Annotated in this window: 13 protein-coding genes; 12 read left to right on the top strand and 1 reads right to left on the bottom strand. The window is 39.1% G+C overall.

Annotation, left to right across the window (positions count from 1 at the left end; all coding sequences use genetic code 11):
- From MED134_RS07770 to MED134_RS07715, 12 genes are all read left to right on the top strand, one after another.
- Positions 1–1,713, top strand: coding sequence for a DUF885 domain-containing protein (locus MED134_RS07770; protein ID WP_038597636.1), 1,713 nt, complete (start codon positions 1–3; stop codon positions 1,711–1,713).
- Positions 1,714–1,814: 101 nt separating this feature from the next.
- On the top strand, positions 1,815–2,819 hold the full coding sequence (locus MED134_RS07765) for a 4-hydroxyproline epimerase (RefSeq protein WP_148305639.1): 1,005 nt from the start codon (positions 1,815–1,817) through the stop codon (positions 2,817–2,819).
- A gap of 21 nt (positions 2,820–2,840) precedes the next feature.
- Positions 2,841–4,088 (top strand): NAD(P)/FAD-dependent oxidoreductase, encoded by a 1,248-nt coding sequence (locus MED134_RS07760; RefSeq protein ID WP_038597630.1) that lies wholly within the window; start codon positions 2,841–2,843, stop codon positions 4,086–4,088.
- A gap of 26 nt (positions 4,089–4,114) precedes the next feature.
- Positions 4,115–5,020 carry a RimK family alpha-L-glutamate ligase gene (locus tag MED134_RS07755; RefSeq protein ID WP_038597627.1) on the top strand — a complete coding sequence of 302 codons (906 nt, stop codon included), beginning with the start codon at positions 4,115–4,117 and terminating at the stop codon, positions 5,018–5,020.
- A gap of 186 nt (positions 5,021–5,206) precedes the next feature.
- Positions 5,207–6,367 (top strand): homogentisate 1,2-dioxygenase, encoded by a 1,161-nt coding sequence (locus tag MED134_RS07750; protein ID WP_038597624.1) that lies wholly within the window; start codon positions 5,207–5,209, stop codon positions 6,365–6,367.
- Positions 6,368–6,464: 97 nt separating this feature from the next.
- Positions 6,465–7,625, top strand: coding sequence for a 4-hydroxyphenylpyruvate dioxygenase (hppD, locus tag MED134_RS07745; protein WP_035325846.1), 1,161 nt, complete (start codon positions 6,465–6,467; stop codon positions 7,623–7,625).
- Between the two features lie 161 nt (positions 7,626–7,786).
- Positions 7,787–8,605: a DUF3108 domain-containing protein gene (locus MED134_RS07740; protein WP_038597621.1), complete on the top strand. Its 819-nt coding sequence runs from the start codon at positions 7,787–7,789 to the stop codon at positions 8,603–8,605.
- A gap of 101 nt (positions 8,606–8,706) precedes the next feature.
- Entirely contained in the window at positions 8,707–9,645 is a 939-nt protein-coding gene (locus MED134_RS07735) for a tryptophan 2,3-dioxygenase family protein (protein WP_038597618.1), read from the top strand.
- 15 nt (positions 9,646–9,660) lie between these two features.
- On the top strand, positions 9,661–10,953 hold the full coding sequence (locus MED134_RS07730) for a M23 family metallopeptidase (RefSeq protein ID WP_038597614.1): 1,293 nt from the start codon (positions 9,661–9,663) through the stop codon (positions 10,951–10,953).
- An 18-nt stretch (positions 10,954–10,971) separates the two neighbouring features.
- The gene (gene pgi / locus MED134_RS07725) at positions 10,972–12,582 is read left to right on the top strand and encodes a glucose-6-phosphate isomerase (RefSeq protein ID WP_038597611.1); all 1,611 of its coding nucleotides are present in this window, start codon (positions 10,972–10,974) and stop codon (positions 12,580–12,582) included.
- A gap of 172 nt (positions 12,583–12,754) precedes the next feature.
- Complete coding sequence (locus MED134_RS07720) at positions 12,755–16,030, top strand: carboxypeptidase regulatory-like domain-containing protein (RefSeq protein WP_038597608.1); 3,276 nt, start codon at positions 12,755–12,757, stop codon at positions 16,028–16,030.
- Positions 16,031–16,143: 113 nt separating this feature from the next.
- Positions 16,144–16,578: a hypothetical protein gene (locus tag MED134_RS07715; protein WP_035325832.1), complete on the top strand. Its 435-nt coding sequence runs from the start codon at positions 16,144–16,146 to the stop codon at positions 16,576–16,578.
- Positions 16,579–16,707: 129 nt separating this feature from the next.
- Here MED134_RS07715 and MED134_RS07710 read toward each other — a convergent pair whose 3' ends face one another.
- The gene (locus MED134_RS07710; RefSeq protein WP_038597605.1) at positions 16,708–17,760 is read right to left on the bottom strand and encodes an endonuclease; all 1,053 of its coding nucleotides are present in this window, start codon (positions 17,758–17,760) and stop codon (positions 16,708–16,710) included.
- Positions 17,761–17,856 lie beyond the last annotated feature (96 nt).

The following is a 17,856-nucleotide window of genomic DNA, read 5'->3' as shown; positions in this document are numbered from 1 at the left end:
ATGAGATATTTAGTGTGGGTGATAGCCTTTTTTATGTCTATAACGACTATTGCACAAACTGCTACAGAGCAGCTCAAGCAATGTATTGAGGCTTCACAAAGTTTTAAATGGAACGAGGATAGCAAGGAAGTGCATCCACTGGGGGTGTTTTCAAAAGAGCGATTTGAGAAGGAGTCCGCTTTCGCGAAAGCGCAACTTAAAAAACTTAACACCATCTCGCCAAAAACCTTGTCAGAAACCGAAAGGATATCTCTCGAGCTATTAAAATTTAAGCTGCAAGAAACCGTAGACTACTATGAGTATGAACGCTTTTTAAATCCGCTACTGTCTGATTCAGGTTTTCATAGCAGTTGGAACTATATGGTGCGGCCCATCACCTCATACAAGCAAGCTGTTAAGTATCTTGACAAGTTAAATGCTTTGCCAGAGGTGGTAAATCAATATGTGCCATTACTAAGAGAAGGAATAAAAAAAGGCGTGTCGCAGCCGCGGGTTATTTTTGAAGGATATGAGAGTACTTATAACTCACAAATTGTAGCAGATTATAAAGACAGTTTTTACTACACACCTTTTTTAAATCTTCCAGAGTCAATAACAGAAGAGCAGAAGGATTCTTTAGAAACCGCAGCAAAGCTAGCTATAGAAAACAGTGTGGTTCCAGCATTTAAAAGTGTAAAGGCTTTTTTTGAGAATGAATATTTCCCTAACACACGCACTACCATAGGAGTATCTGAAACCCCTAATGGAGACGCCTATTATCAAAACCGTATACGTTATTATACTACATTAGATATCACGGCAGATGCTGTTCATAACAAAGGACTTGAAGAAGTTGCTCGCATAAAAAGCGAGATGGAAAAGATTATAAAAGAAGTAGCTTTTAAAGGAAGCTTTGCAGATTTTTTAAAATTCCTACGTGAAGATGAGCAGTTTTATGCCAAAACTCCTGAGCAACTTTTAATGATTGCACGTGATATGGCAAAGCGTGCAGATGCGCAACTGCCTCGGTTTTTTAAAACATTACCACGCAAACCCTATGGTGTCGCGCCAGTACCAGATGCGATCGCACCTAAATATACTGGAGGGCGATATGTAGGTAGTCCAAAGGGAAGCACAAGCCCAGGATATTACTGGGTAAACACCTATGACTTACCTAGTAGGACTCTTTACACACTGCCATCTCTTACTGTGCACGAGGCTGTGCCCGGCCATCACTTACAGGGAGCACTTAATCAAGAGTTAGGTGATAGTATTCCTCAGTTTAGGCGTAATATGTATGTAAATGCCTATGGCGAGGGCTGGGGCTTATACTGTGAGTATCTGGCAGCAGAGATGGGTATGTATACAACACCGTATGAGCGTTTTGGTCAACTTACCTATGAGATGTGGCGTGCTTGCCGGTTAGTTGTAGATACTGGTATACACGCAAAAGGTTGGACTCGTGAAGAGGTAGTAGCCTTTATGTCACAAAATACAGCATTGTCACTACACGAGATACAAACAGAAACAGATAGATATATATCCTGGCCAGGGCAAGCACTAGCTTATAAAATGGGTGAACTCAAAATAAGAGAACTAAGAACACTTGCAGAAAAAGAGCTGGGCAGTCGTTTTGATATAAGAGATTTTCACGAGATTATTTTAGAACAGGGCACAGTAACTCTGGCTATTTTAGACCGAAGAGTAAAAGATTGGATACAAAAAAGTAATTGACAGTGTAGGGTTAAGCTAGCATTTATGTCTTTTATCCCTATGTAATTTAATTAATTTATAGCTAACCTCACACTTGTCAAAACATTGGAGAATCATAAGTGATGAAACATATTTTTAAATGTATTGATGCACATACGTGTGGTAATCCAGTACGAGTGGTAGCTCAGGGAGGTCCAGAACTTACGGGCAAAACGATGAACGAGAAACGCCAGCATTTTTTAAAAGAATATGACTGGATACGCAAGGGCTTGATGTTTGAGCCTAGAGGACACGATATGATGAGTGGTAGTATATTATTCCCTCCTCACGACCCTGTAAACGATGTTGCTATCTTGTTTATTGAGACATCTGGATGTTTACCTATGTGCGGTCACGGTACGATAGGTACAATAACAATTGCCATAGAAGAAGGGCTCATTATACCTAAAAAAGAAGGTGTAGTAAAAATGGAAGCCCCTGCAGGCCTAGTAGAAATTGCTTACCAAAAAACTAAAAATAAAGTAGATTGGGTACGTCTTACTAATGTAGCATCATATCTCGCTGCTACAGATCTGGAGATAGATTGTCCAGAGCTGGGTATAATACATTTTGATGTAGCCTATGGAGGTAATTACTATGCCATTGTTGACCCTCAAAAAAACTTTACAGGAGTACAAGATTTTACAGCTAGCCAGATTATCCAGATGAGCCAGGTGGTGCGAGAGCGTATTAATAAGAAATATTCTAATGCATTTATACATCCAGAAAATGACACCATAAGAGATGTCACTCATATGTTATGGACGGGTGATACTATTAACCCCGCTTCAGATGGGCGTAACGCTGTTTTTTATGGAGATAAAGCTATAGATCGCAGTCCGTGTGGTACTGGTACTTCTGCGAGGCTTGCACAACTGTATGCAAAAGGAAAGCTAGAGGTCGGTCAGGCATACACGCACGAGAGTTTTATAGGCTCTACCTTTATAGGCCGTGTCGAGCAAGAGACAGTGGTGGGAGAGTATAAAGCAGTCATCCCTAGTATACAAGGCTGGGCGCGTATTTATGGTCATAATACAATCACAATAGATGAAGAAGATCCGTATGCTTTCGGATTTTCGGTAATTTAGAAAACACAAAAGGTCTTGACTATGGCAAAACATATTATCATAATAGGAGGAGGCATTGTAGGAGTGAGCTGTGCTTACTTCCTACACAAGGCAGGACATCAAGTTACCATTATAGATCAATCTAAAATGAGTGATGGAGCCAGTTATGTAAACGCCGGTTATATGTCGCCCAGTCACTTAATTCCGCTCGCAGCTCCTGGGGTTATGAAGCAAGGAGTAAAGTGGATGTTTAATAAAAAGAGTCCGCTGTATATAAAGCCACGGCTTAATGCAGACTTCTTAAAATGGTCTCTTGCTTTTAATAAGTCTTGTAATCAAAATCACGTACATCGCGCCATACCGGTAATGAGAGAAATGGCGGTTATGGGGAGAGATCTCTATCACCAGATAAAAAAAGAAGAGCGCTTCTCATTTCATATTGAGAAAAAAGGATTGTTAATGCTCTGCCAGACAGAAAAAGCCTTGCATCACGAAGATGAGTTAGTGCAAATAGCAAGAAAAGAAGGCCTTCAAGCAAAAACAATAACAGCTCAAGAGGTACAGAAAATGATGCCAGAAACTGTGCTAGATATCGTAGGAGCTTCCTACTTTGAGTGTGACCATCATAGCACACCCGGTGAGTTTATGGAGGAGATAAAATCATATTTGTTACGTGAGGGAGTCGTTATAAGGCAAGAAGAAAAAGTACTTGATATAACAACTGCTGGCAGTAAGATAACCAGCGTGCATACAGATAAAGAATTACTCACGGCAGATGAGTTTGTGCTAGCTGCTGGTAGCTGGACAAGTACGCTTTCGCGAAAGCTTAATATTAACCTCCTACTACAAGCCGGAAAAGGGTATCGCATACAGACTAAAACTGCTACGGGAATTACCTATCCAGCCATACTTGCCGAAGCAAAAGTAGCCATCACACCTATGAATGGTTTTACTAGATTTGCCGGAACAATGGAGATTGCTGGTATTAATCACACTATTAATAAAACACGAGTGGAGGCAATAGCCCAGGGAGTAAACAAGTACTTCCCAGAGGTACACATTACTGGACAAGAAAAGGAAGCCGCTGCGTGCGGTCTTAGACCTGTTTCTGCAGATGGGATGCCGTACATAGGTAAAAGCGCTAAGTGTGATAACCTTACAATCGCAACTGGTCACGCTATGATGGGTTGGACACTAGGACCTAGTACAGGTAAGTTAGTACAAGAAATTATAGATAATAAAACATCTAGTGTTACCTTAGATATGCTCCATCCAGACAGAAAGTTTTAAGAATAATATATTAATAATAGATCAAGATGAGCGCTCACACTATAGATGTAACCATCCTTACTTGCCAGAAATATCTTAACCCAAAAGTTATAACCACATACGAGCAAAATATTCTTGACGAAAGAAAGCTTATTACTCAAGCACTAGAGGATTTAGGTCTAAAGGTACATTGTGTTGCTTGGGATGATACAGAGTATGACTGGTCACAAACTAGAGCCGTGGTTTTTAGAACCATTTGGGATTATTTTGAGCGCTACGACGAGTTTTCTGCTTGGTTAGAGGTTGTAAAAGCAAAGACACAACTAGTTAACTCTTATGACCTCATACAGTGGAATATAGATAAACACTACCTTAAAGATTTACAAGATAAAGGTGTCGCTATAGTGCCTACTGAGTATGTAGATACAGGTTCTTATAGATCAATTGCAGAGGTTTGTTTAGAACGTGACTGGCAAGATGTGGTTATAAAACCTGCTATTGCTGGCGGCGCCTTTCACACGCATAAGGTACTAGAGTTTGAGCGAACAGACTATGAAGAGGTTTTTGAAAACCTAGTAGCAGAGCGAGATATGCTCATCCAGCCATTTGTACCCACCATTTCCTCTCGTGGCGAGGCCTCACTTATGGTTTTTAATGGGGAGTTTACCCACGCCATTCTTAAAAAACCTAAGCAAGGTGACTATCGTGTGCAAGACGATTGGGGAGGTACGGTACATCCCTACTCACCTACACAAGAAGAAATCACCTTTGCCGAAGATTGTTTTAAAGCTTGCAGCACAATGCCAGCATATGGAAGAGCAGATATACTCTGGGGTGAAAATGGAGACATTCTTTTAGGCGAGCTAGAAATCGTAGAGCCAGAATTATGGATACGTAACGACCCAGCAAGCGCAAGGCAGTTTGCTCAAGGTGTTTTGGAGGCACTTGTGTAGTAGGCTTTGTAGTAGTTTTGAGTACGCTTTCGCGAAAGCGTAAAAAAACCCATATATTTACACCATATGAATGCACAGGGCTGGATATACTTACCACTACTTCTTAATTTCCTCATAAAGAGGGACCCTGAATAGATGTCTTACTTGAATTTTAAGTAACTTTAAGACAATCTAAATTTTATAAAAATGCCTTTTTATCATAAGCTGGGAGAGATCCCACATAAACGTCACACACAGTTTCGTAAACCAGATGGTACCCTGTACTCAGAGCAACTCTTTGGTACGATAGGTTTTGACGGGATGAGTACAAATAGTTATCACGTACACAGACCTACACAAGTTAAGGAGATACGCAAGCAATACTCTGTAAAGCCAGAAATTGCTCGTGAGAATAATATGCAGTCATACCGTTTTAAGGGGTTTCAAATCAAACCAGAAAAAGATTATCTGGAGAGTAGAAAACCCGTTCTGACTAACAGTGATTGTACCATTATACTTGCTGCTCCCCAAGAACGCACGCAAGAGTACTTCTATAAAAACACAGATGCAGACGAGCTTATCTTTGTTCATAAAGGAACAGGTAAACTCAGAACTCATCTGGGCAATCTTGATTTTAAATACGGAGACTATCTTTTAATACCACGTGGTGTTATTTATAAAATAGATTTTGATACAGAAGATAATCGGCTTTTTATTGTAGAATCTCGCAGGCCTATATATACCCCTAAGCGTTATCGCAACTGGTTTGGCCAGCTGCTGGAGCACTCTCCTTTTTGTGAGCGCGACCTTCGCCAGCCTTACGAGCTAGAAACTAATGATGAGAAAGGTGACTTTGTAATTAAAGTAAAAAAGCAAGATGACATCTTTGAGATGGTATATGCTTCTCACCCTTTTGACGTGGTGGGTTACGACGGTTACAATTATCCATATGCATTTTCTATACACGATTTTGAGCCCATAACGGGGCGCATACACCAGCCACCACCAGTTCATCAAACCTTTGAGACAGATGCCTTTGTAGTGTGCAGTTTTGTGCCTAGAAAGTATGACTACCATCCATTAAGTATCCCAGCACCGTACAATCATAGTAATATAGATAGTGATGAGGTGTTGTATTATGTAGATGGCGATTTTATGAGTAGGGCAGATGTAGAAGCAGGTCACATCTCACTACATCCAGCAGGTATCCCTCACGGTCCACACCCCGGCACTGCCGAAAAGAGTATAGGTAAAGAAGGTACAGAAGAGCTTGCCGTTATGGTAGATACTTTTAAGCCTCTTAAAGTATGTAAAGATGCAATGAGCATTGCAGATGAGAGTTACTACCAGTCGTGGTTAGATCACTAGGGTGGTTACGCTTTCGCGAAAAATTAAAAAACAACAAATTAATAATACATAGACAAGTTAAGAGCTAGTGCTACAGACTTGTAAATAAATATATAATATGGCAAAAGACTTAAAATCCGTAGACTACGGACTGGAAAAAATTTTTGAAGGAGCGCAAGATTTTCTTCCGCTACTGGGTACAGATTATGTAGAATTTTATGTGGGTAATGCAAAGCAGGCTGCCCATTTTTATAAAACCGCTTTTGGATTTCAATCATATGCTTATAAAGGTCTAGAGACAGGCTCTAGAGATGAGGTGAGTTATGTAGTAAAGCAAGATAAAATACGTCTCGTATTTACATCGCCACTTAACAGTAAGTCACCTATAAATGACCACATAGTAAAACACGGAGATGGTGTAAAGGTGGTTGCCTTATGGGTAGACGATGCTAGAAGCGCTTATGAAGAAACAACAAAGCGTGGCGCAAAGTCATATTGTGAACCTTTTGTAGAAAAGGATGATCAGGGAGAAACGGTAAGAGCAGGTATTTATACCTATGGGGAGACCGTTCATATGTTTGTAGAGCGCAAAAATTACGAGGGTGCCTTTTTACCAGGTTACCGCGTGTGGGAGTCAGATTACAACCCGACACCTACAGGTCTTAAATATGTAGACCATATGGTAGGTAACGTAGGGTGGAACCAGATGAATAAATGGGTAAAATTTTATGAAGACGTAATGGGCTTTGTAAACTTCTTGTCTTTTGATGATAAGCAAATCCACACCGAGTACTCTGCCTTAATGAGTAAGGTAATGAGCAACGGTAATGGTCGCATTAAGTTTCCAATAAATGAACCTGCAGAGGCTGCCAAAAAATCACAGATAGAAGAATATCTAGATTTTTATGAAGGTGCTGGGGTGCAACACCTCGCACTAGCAACAGATGATATTATAAAAACGGTTGCACAGCTTAAGGCTCGTGGTATTGAGTTCTTGCCACCACCACCACAAACTTATTATGATGACATCCCACAGCGTCTGGGTGAGCATATGAAGGTGATGAAAGAAGATATCGAGCGTTTACAAGAATTATCAATTCTTGTAGATGCAGATGAGGATGGGTATTTATTACAAATATTTACAAAACCACTACAAGATAGACCTACCCTTTTCTTTGAAATCATACAGCGTATGGGAGCAAAAGGCTTTGGGGCAGGTAACTTTAAAGCGCTTTTTGAGTCAATAGAGAGGGAGCAAGCACAGCGTGGTACGTTGTAGTTTTGAGTGCGCTTTCGCGAAAGCGTAATTCCTTTTATTACTCAGAATCACAATATTTTAACGAAAACTTCGTCTTAGAAATAAGGCGAAGTTTTTTTGTTATCCTATTTTTGGAATAACAATTGTATTCTAAGGGTATAACCACCAAATAACCCCAGAAAATGAAATCAAAAAATAAACATATAATAATAGGTATTCTGCTGGCGGTCTTTGCTTTAACTACAGCTTTTGTGCAAATGCCAGATCCTCCTGTAACTAAAGCCCACAATGACTCGTATCAAGCTGGTGAGTGGCTCAAATTTAGAGTGCATTACGGACTGCTCACGGGTGGGTATGCAACTATAGATATTAAGGATGAGATGTTTAATGGCAAGCCTGTGCATCACATTAAAGGTTATGGAGAGACTACGGGTATTGTAGGTCTTGCCTTTGGGGTAGAAGATTATTATGAGAGCTGGGTAGATAAAAAGACAGACTTGCCTTATAAATTCTTGCGCAAAATAGATGAGGGTGGCCATACTAAAAATAAGGTGATTGAGTTTGACCAGCAAGCAAATAAAGCACACATAAACGACTTAAAGCATAACAAAAAGACCACTATAGATACAGAGCCGGGTATACAAGATATGGTCTCTGCTATGTATTACCTGCGCAATAATCTAGAAACAGAAGGTTTAAAAGCTGGTGATGAGATTAACCTCACAATGTTTTTTGATGGGGAAAACTATCCTTTTAAGATGCGTTTTTTAGAGCGTGAGACCATTAGAACAAAATTCGGAAAAGTAAAAACACTCGTGTTTAGACCACTAGTGCAGTCTGGTAGAGTTTTTAAAGAGCAAGAAAGTCTTACCATATGGGTGAGTGATGATGATAATAAAATACCCTTGCGCATTAAGGCAAGCTTATCTGTAGGGTCTCTCAAGGCAGATCTTGATGCTTACAAGGGGCTTAAGTATCCTTTTGAGATGGTCTTTGACTAGGGATTTTTGTAAATTGCCATTTAATAAGATAGAGACTATAGCTACACACTTTTTAATCTTTTTTTGAGTTAGAACTTAAGCTTCTATAGTCGCAATTATAAATGAAGAAAACCATACAGCCAGATATTGAAAAAATCATCAATCAGCTTGATGATAAGTATGAAAAAATAGATCAAGATCTAGACGATCACCTTGAGGGCTTGTTACAAAGTAAACCCATTACTTACTGGGATTATATCCATACAGATGCACTCTTAAGTTTACAGATACCGCGCACAAACTTTCCAGATGAGAATGTATTTGTGATGTACCACCAGGTTAACGAGCTTTTATTTAAAATGATACTATGGGAGATAGAGCAGGTGGCTCATCACCCAGATCTTACGGTAGATTTTTTTAGCTCTCGTTTGGACCGTATAAGTCGTTATTTTGATATGCTCACCAGTTCTTTTAGTATAATGCAAGAAGGAATGGAAATAGAGCAGTATATGAAGTTTAGAAAAACACTTACACCAGCAAGTGGTTTTCAAAGCGCACAGTATAGAAAGATAGAGTTTGCAAGTACAGATTTAATAAACCTTATAGATGCCCGCTTTCGCGAAAGCATAGATCGCAATACTCCTTACGAGCACGCGTTGGAACATTTGTACTGGCAAGCAGCCGGAAAAGATTACAACACGGGTAAAAAGTCATATTTACTCTCTGCCTTTGAGGCAAAATATAAAAACGACTTTGTCGCCTTTACAAAAGAATATAATACCATAAATTTGTACGCTCGCTTTAAAAGCTTGCCTAAGGAAGCTCGTGAAGATAAGAAGCTGCTGGATGCAATGCGCCATTATGATTATACAGTAAATGTAACCTGGGTGATGTCACACTATCACGCAGCAAATCATTACCTCAATAATGGTAAAAAAGTTGTAGAAGCAACAGGCGGCAGTGAATGGACCAAATATATGCACCCTAAGTACCAGCGTCGCATTTTCTTTCCAGATGTCTGGAGTGAAGAAGAGCTTGCAAACTGGGGGAAGGACGTTTAAAACAACATACTTTTAGTGAATTATTATCGCCTCTACATTACACTATTTTTAAGCCTTGCCCTATGCTCTTGTGGAGAGAAGCAAGATGCTACTTCAACACCTATAGATCAAACTTTAGAAACCGAACCAGAAGTGATCAAAGAGTACGGTTACGTACTTGATGATTATGTGGTAGAGAGAGATACTGTGCAGTCTGGTGATAGTTTTGGTAAAATACTCTTTGACTCAAATGTAGATTATGCCACTATTCAAGAAATATCTGATAGTGTAAAAAATGTGTTTGACACACGTCGTATACGTGTAGGCAAGCCGTATATGCTGCTTAAATCTAAAGACACTCTTGAGGCAGCTCAGGTCTTTATTTATGAGCAAAATAAAGAGGACTATGTGGTTGTAGACTTTGAAGATGATGTTACTGCTGCTGCAAAAAAGCACCCGGTTACTATCGTAGAGCGCGAAGTTTCTGGAGTAATAAGTAGCAACCTCTCATCTACTTTTGACGATCTAGGAGCTAGTGTTTTAGTAAGTATTAAAATGGCAGATATTTATGCCTGGACTATAGATTTTAACAAACTAGACGTAGGTGACCGTTTTAAAGTGATTTATGATGAGCGATTTGTAAATGACACTGTACCTGCAGGAGTCGGAAATATAAAGGCTTGCGTGTTTGAACATAGAGGGAGAGAGATTTATGCTTATAGATTTGAAAACGACTCACTGCCTGGAGGTTACGACTATTTTGATCAAAATGCCGAAAACCTAAGAAGAGCCTTTCTTAAAAGTCCGCTCAAGTATGGGAGATTATCATCTAGATATAACTTGAAGAGAAGGATAAAATATTACGGTTACAGAGTAAGACCTCACAAAGGAACAGACTTTGCCGCTCCCATAGGCACCCCTATTCTAGCGACGGCAGATGGTGTGGTGACCAAGTCAGAAAGACGTGGCGGTAATGGTAACTATGTAAAAATACGTCACAATGGTACGTATGACACGCAGTACTTGCATATGAAAAAACGCCTAGCAAAAGTAGGTCAGAGTGTAAGACAGGGTGATGTAATAGGTACTATAGGGATGACTGGTAACTCAGGAGGACCACACGTATGTTATAGATTCTGGAAAAACGGTAAACAAGTAGATCCTTTTGCAGAAGACCTGCCAGCCTCAGAGCCTATGGCAGAGGAGCTGCTACCAGTTTTTGACAGTATAAAGCGACCATTACAATTACAGCTAGACAATCTTCCTTTTATGACAGAAGCAGAAGATGATATTACAGAAGAGCAAGAAGCTACAGAGGCTTTACAATAATCACCTAGATACAACAAAATGAAAAACATAAACCCAACTACTACTGCAGCTTGGAAAGAATTACAAGCGCATTATGATGAGATAAAAGATACACATCTTACAGATCTTTTTAAAAATGATAAGCGCGCAGAAGATTTTTCAATTCTTTGGGATACATTTTATGTAGATTATAGTAAAAACAGAATTACAGAAGAGACAATGACCCTTCTACTCAAGCTGGCTCAAGAGGTAGGCTTACAAGGGGCTATAGATAGTTTTTTTGGTGGCAAAAAAATTAATGCTACAGAGGGGCGTGCTGTAATGCACACCGCACTGCGTGATGAGAGTGATAACGCTTTCGCGAAAGCGGAAGTAGATGCCGTAAAAAAATCAATACAGACCTTTACCGAAAAGGTGATTTCTGGGGCACATAAAGGAGTTACAGGAAAGGAAATTACAGATATTGTAAATATAGGTATAGGAGGTTCTGATCTAGGGCCGGTAATGGTAGTAGAGGCTTTACAATATTATAAAACACGTCTCAACACACACTTTATATCAAATGTAGATGGTGACCACGTGATGGAAACTATTAAAGATCTTGATCCAGAGACCACATTATTTGTCATAGTTTCAAAAACATTTACTACACAAGAGACACTTAGCAATGCTACTACCGTGCGCAAGTGGTTTGTAGATAAAGTAGGAGAAGATGCTGTAAAAAATCATTTTGTCGCAGTCTCTACAAATGCAGAAGCTATTGCAAACTTTGGAATCTCCCAAGATAATGTGTTCCCTATGTGGAACTGGGTAGGAGGTAGATTTTCACTATGGAGCTCTGTAGGTCTTTCTATTGCACTTGCTGTAGGGTATGATAATTTTGAAGGCCTACTACACGGCGCGTTTAAAATGGACGAGCATTTTAAAAACACATCTTTTGATAAGAATTTACCTGTAATAACAGCACTGCTTAGTGTGTGGTATAATAACTTCTTTAAAGTTGAGACAGAGGCTGTAATACCTTATTCTCAATATTTGCATAGACTTCCCGCATATTTGCAGCAAGCTATTATGGAGAGTAATGGTAAAAGTGTAGATCGCAATGGAGAGCGTGTTTCTTATGAAACAGGTAATATTATATGGGGAGAGCCGGGTACAAATAGCCAGCACGCGTTCTTTCAACTTATTCATCAAGGGACAAAATTAATACCAGCAGATTTTATAGGTTTTAAAAATTCGTTGCACGGAGAGAAGAGTCATCACGACAAGCTTATGGCAAACTTTTTTGCACAAACAGAAGCTTTAATGAATGGTAAAACAAAAAATCAAGTAATTACTGAGTTGCAAGCTGGAGGTTTAAGTCCAGAGGCAATAGTAGAGCTAGCCCCTTTTAAAGTTTTTGAAGGAAATAAACCTACTACAACTATACTTGGTGAGGCATTAACACCAGAGAGTCTAGGAGTGTTAGTAGCAATGTATGAGCATAAGATTTTTGTGCAAGGGGTTATATGGAACATTTACTCCTTCGATCAGTGGGGTGTAGAGTTAGGAAAACAACTTGCCAAACAAGTTTTATCTGATATAGATAACGATGAGATGACGTCCCACGATAGCTCAACTAAAACATTGTTAGAGCGTTATAAATTGTAGTAATTTTCTTATAAAATATATGAAGCGCTAAAACGCCCTGAGAGCTTGATCTCAGGGCGTTTTAAGTTCTGTCAAATTTTTCAAATCTTTAAGAAAATAAGTTAACCTTAAGTTAATATTGATACTTGTGAATTTAAAGTAATTTTGCACTGCTAATTATTTAATAAATATCATGAAGAAAATTACATTTTTATCATTGATCGCTTTGTTTCTTGTGACGGCTTCGTCACTTGCGCAAGGGGTAACAACAAGTTCCATTGCTGGACGTGTGCTAGACAACACTGAAGGACCATTACCTGGGGCAAACATTGTAGCTACACACGTACCTACAGGTTCTGTTTATGGAGCAGTAACAGATTTTGACGGTTTTTACCGTTTACCAAACCTTAAATCAGGTGGTCCTTACAACCTTACAATTACATATGTAGGTTTTGAAGATTATGCACTTAACGGTTTTAACTTAGGTCTCGGAGAGACTAAGAGAGTAAGTGTAACAATGCAAGAAAATGCAAATGCACTTGACGAGATTGTAATTACTGGATCTAATAACAGTGTGTTTAACACAAATAAAACTGGTACAGAAACTACAATTACAGAGCGTGACATCGCTACAATTCCTTCTGTATCTAGAGGTATAGCAGATTTTGCACGTGTTACTCCACAAGCTCAGATTACTGAGGGGAACGATGGTTTTTCTATCTCTCTAGGTGGTCAAAACAACCGTTACAACGCTATCTATATTGATGGTGCTGTAAACAATGACGTTTTTGGTCTTGCAGGTTCAGGTACTAACGGAGGTCAGACAGGTGTAAACCCGTTCTCTGTAGATGCTATTGAGTCTTTCCAAATTAACCTTGCTCCTTTTGATGTACGTCAGTCTGGATTCTCTGGAGGATCTGTAAACGCAGTAACGCGTTCTGGATCTAACAACTGGGAAGGTAGTGTATACGGTTTCTTAAGAAACGAGAGCCTTGCAGGTAAAACTCCTGTAGATCTAACAAATGAAGGTGACGATCGTGAGAAACTTGCAGAATTTTCTGCTAAGACTTACGGTATCCGTATAGGAGGACCTATTGTAAAAGATAAATTATTCTTCTTTGCAAACTACGAGCGTCAAGATGACGAGACTCCTCAACCATTTACTTTTTCAAACTATCAAGGAAGATCTTCTGAGGCAGATCTTGCAAACCTAGCTAGCTTCTTACAGTCTGAGTACGGTTATAATCCTGGTATTTTTGATAACAATACTAGAACTTTAGAAAGTGACAAGATAAACTTACGTTTAGATTGGAACATTAACGAAAACCACAAAGTATCTATACGTCAAGGTATCGTTGAGGCGACTAACCTTGAAGCTCGTAACTCTGGAGAAAGAGGAATTGGTTTCATTAATGGTTCTGAGTTTTTTGAAACAAAGACATATTCTACTGCATTTGAGTTAAACTCTACGTTTGGTTCTAAGTTTGCAAACAACCTTAAGATAGGATATACTTCAGTAAATGATGATAGAGATCCTTTTGGTAACCCATTCCCTACTGTAGATATTCAAGATGGAGGAGGTACAATATCTTTTGGATCTGAGCCATTCTCTACTGCAAACTTACTAGAGCAGGATATCTTTACAATAAACAACAACTTCCAGATCTTTTCTGGTCGTCACGCTGTAACACTTGGTGCAAACCTTGAGATCGCATCTGCAAAGAACTTATTCTTTGCTTTTAACTACGGAGATTATACTTTCGAAGATCAATTTGATGATGATGGAAACTTAGTTTCTTCTGGTCTTAACCAGTTCTTAACTGGTCAAGATGCAGACGTTTTTCAACACGGTTACTCTTTAGTAGGTAATGGTGCTGTAGGTGATGAGTCTGCTGGATCTGCAGATTTTGGAACAACACAATTAGGTTTCTATATTCAAGATGAAGTTCAAGTAACAGAAAACTTCAAAGTAACAGGAGGAGTACGTGTTGATATCCCATATTGGGAAGAAGGAACTGTAAATAGCGATTTTAACTCTAGAACTATTCCATTATTAGAGGCTGCAGGTAAAGATTTACAGGGTGCTAAGGTAGGACCTAATGTACGTGCTACTGGCCACTTTGCACCACGTTTAGGATTTAACTGGGATGTTTTTGGAAACAATACGACACAAGTACGTGGAGGATTAGGAGTATTTACTTCAAGACTTCCTTTAGTATGGCCAGGTGGTACTTATAACAACAATGGTGTAACTGGTGGATTTAGCTTTATCTTCGGAGAGCCTTTCCAAGCAGATGTAAACCAGCAAACACAAGTTGTTGCTGCAGGTTCTGGAGGAGTAGGTGGAAACATCGATCTTTTTGCTAAGAACTTTAAACTTCCACAAGTAGGTAAATACAACATCGCTATCGATCAAAAATTACCTATATGGGGATTAATCGCATCTGCAGATTTCTTATATAATGATGTACTTACAGATGTTTACTATGAGAACCTTAACCTAGGTGACCCAGTAGGAAACTATGATGGAGCAGATAACCGTCCGTTCTACAACCGTAGTGATGAGATAGATGATACTTATGGTAGAATCATCCTTGCTTCTAACACAAACGAAGGATCTTCTTACAACGCTACGTTTACTCTTAGAAAGCCTATCCAGAACGGTTTCCAAGGACAAGTATCTTACTCTTATGGAGAGTCTGAAAAAATCTTTGATGGTACATCTTCTCAAAACAGCTCACAGTGGAGAGGAATTCAAACTGTAAATGGTAAGAACTCAGATATTCCAGTTTCTCGTTCTGACTTCTCTTTAGGTAGTCGTATCTCTGCAAACGCATCTTACGAGATTGAGTACGGTGGAGACTTTGGAGGTAAAACTACAATTGGTCTTTTCTATGAAGGGTCACAATCTTCACCATATAGCTTTACATACAGAGAAGGTCGTGATTTATTAAATGATGATTCACGTGATAACGCTCTTATTTATGTTCCAGCAAACCAGTCAGAAATTACTTTCTCTGGTGACGCAGCAGAGCAAGCTAGACAGTGGATGTTACTTGACCAGTTTATCGAGTCTGACGATTACTTAAGTACTCGTAGAGGACAGTATGCTGAGCGTAACGGTTCAAGAGGACCTTGGAGCCACATCGTTGATCTTAAGTTCTTACAAGATATATATGTAAAAACTGGAGACAAGAAAAACACATTCCAGATCTCTTTAGATATCTTCAACTTTACAAACCTTCTCAACAAAGATTGGGGAGTACGTAAATTTGTAGGATCTAACGTTTCACCATTACAAACAGTTTCAACATCTGACGAGCAACCAGTATTTAGCTTTGTAGAGAGCTTACTTGAGTTTGATGATGCAGGAAACGTAATAGGTAAAAACGTAGATCGTATTGATGATTCAGGATTACAATCATCAAGATGGCAAATGCAAGTAGGTCTTCGTTATATCTTTAACTAAGTGCTATTATAAATTGTTTGCTTAGGCAATTTAAAAAGCCGCTACTGGAAACAGTAGCGGCTTTTATATTTATGAATTATCTTTGACACTCAACCATAATAAATATACATCATATGTACTCAGTTGTTCAGTTTGTCCACTCTTATTGGGCGTATTTAGTTCTTATCGTTCTTGTTATTGCAACAGTAAATGCCCTTTCTAAATTCTTTGGTAAAAAGGAGTATGGAGGTAAGGATATGAGTCTAGCACTGTTTACACTTATAACTATGCACATACAGTTACTCATAGGGCTTGTATTATGGTTTGTGTCTCCTAATGGCTTACAAGCCATAAAAGCAAACGGAATGGGCGGTTTATCTAGCCAGGCTAGACAGCTAGCGGTAGAGCATCCTTTCCTTATGATTATTGCTGTAGTACTTGTTACTGTGGGATATTCAAAACATAAAAAACAGCGCCTTTCTACGCCTAAGTTCAAGAAGATAGCCATATTTTATACCCTTGCTTTAATTGCAGTACTTGCTATTATACCTTGGTCGCAGTGGTTTTAATATAGCCCTTTAGACTATACCTTTTATGGGTAGTGTTACGCTTTCGCGAAAGCGTGATTAGAACAAAAAAATGTCCGCAATCTAGTTATTTTAGATTGCGGACATTTTTATTAACTGTTATAAGTAGTTTTATTGATCTTCTTTAATAAGATATACATACACTGGGAAATGGTCACTGTATCCTCCTGTGTACCCTCCATTTGCAAAGCTTCTGTAGGGGTATCCTTTATAACGCCCTTTAGGGTTGCTTAAGTAGTTCTTATTATAAATACCTGCTTTATAATAGCGGTATGTGCTAAAATCTTTATCAAGCAAAGGTGCACTTATAATAATCTGATCAAAAAGATTCCATCCATCACGATAGGCGAGTGTACCAATCCCTTTTTTAAACATAGGCTCCATAGGGTTGTAAAGCATATCATCTTTGACTTTTTCTTTCTTTCCAGACGCTTTCATTGTTTTCTTAACACTAGGGCTTGTAGGGTCGTCGTTGAGATCTCCCATTGTAATGATCTTTGCATAAGGATCATTACTCTGCAGGCTATCTATAATTTTCATATTAAGTGCAGCAGCGGCGATACGTTTTTTACGACTTCGTGCTTCTCCACCAGAGCGAGATGGCCAGTGATTTACAATCACGTGTATCATATCACCATCGAGCATCCCAGAAACCAAGAGCTGGTCACGCGTGTACACCCTTTTACTTGTGTCAACGTTATCATAAATAAGGAGCTCGTGCTTGCTAATGTTAGTCGGTTTAAAAAGCGCCTTTTGATACATAAGTGCTACATCAATCCCTCGTCTATCTGGCGAGTCAAAATGCGCAATGCCGTAATCCTTAGCAAGTAGTTTTGGATCATTTGCTAGTGCTTCTACTGTTTTTCTATTTTCAATTTCTGCAAGGCCTATGAGTGCTGGAGCATTATTTGTTACATCTGCTCCTATTTCTGAAATGACGCGCGCCATCTTGCTTACTTTATCTTGATAGATTTCTTCGGTCCAGTGGTCTTTACCATCTGGTGTGCGATCATCATCATAGGTGATGGGGTCGTTTTCTGTATCAAAGAGGTTTTCTACATTGTAAAAAGCAATGGTATGTGCACGATAGGTTTTGTCTTGTTGCGCTTTCGCGAAAGCGGTAACAGTCAATAAACCAGATAAGGCGAGTACTTTTAGTTTCATAAATTAATCGTGTGTTATCTTTTTGTAAACTCTTTTGCAGAGAGCGTGCCAAAGGTACTGAAACGTTCTATTTTGCCTACTTTTGGCCGATAATCG

Source organism: Dokdonia sp. MED134, assembly GCF_000152925.2.
Classification (GTDB): Bacteria; Bacteroidota; Bacteroidia; order Flavobacteriales; family Flavobacteriaceae; genus Dokdonia.
The sequence above is the reverse complement of the archived record's forward strand: the minus strand, read 5'-3'. Positions and strand labels throughout refer to the sequence as shown.

What these genes read in the sequence shown, in the direction of transcription:
- MED134_RS07770 (WP_038597636.1), top strand. Translation starts at nt 1, where the DNA reads ATGAGATATTTAGTGTGGGTGATAGCCTTTTTTATGTCTATAACGACT.
- MED134_RS07765 (WP_148305639.1), top strand. Translation starts at nt 1,815, where the DNA reads ATGAAACATATTTTTAAATGTATTGATGCACATACGTGTGGTAATCCA.
- MED134_RS07760 (WP_038597630.1), top strand. Translation starts at nt 2,841, where the DNA reads ATGGCAAAACATATTATCATAATAGGAGGAGGCATTGTAGGAGTGAGC.
- MED134_RS07755 (WP_038597627.1), top strand. Translation starts at nt 4,115, where the DNA reads ATGAGCGCTCACACTATAGATGTAACCATCCTTACTTGCCAGAAATAT.
- MED134_RS07750 (WP_038597624.1), top strand. Translation starts at nt 5,207, where the DNA reads ATGCCTTTTTATCATAAGCTGGGAGAGATCCCACATAAACGTCACACA.
- hppD (WP_035325846.1), top strand. Translation starts at nt 6,465, where the DNA reads ATGGCAAAAGACTTAAAATCCGTAGACTACGGACTGGAAAAAATTTTT.
- MED134_RS07740 (WP_038597621.1), top strand. Translation starts at nt 7,787, where the DNA reads ATGAAATCAAAAAATAAACATATAATAATAGGTATTCTGCTGGCGGTC.
- MED134_RS07735 (WP_038597618.1), top strand. Translation starts at nt 8,707, where the DNA reads ATGAAGAAAACCATACAGCCAGATATTGAAAAAATCATCAATCAGCTT.
- pgi (WP_038597611.1), top strand. Translation starts at nt 10,972, where the DNA reads ATGAAAAACATAAACCCAACTACTACTGCAGCTTGGAAAGAATTACAA.
- MED134_RS07720 (WP_038597608.1), top strand. Translation starts at nt 12,755, where the DNA reads ATGAAGAAAATTACATTTTTATCATTGATCGCTTTGTTTCTTGTGACG.
- MED134_RS07715 (WP_035325832.1), top strand. Translation starts at nt 16,144, where the DNA reads ATGTACTCAGTTGTTCAGTTTGTCCACTCTTATTGGGCGTATTTAGTT.
- MED134_RS07710 (WP_038597605.1), bottom strand. Translation starts at nt 17,760, where the DNA reads ATGAAACTAAAAGTACTCGCCTTATCTGGTTTATTGACTGTTACCGCT.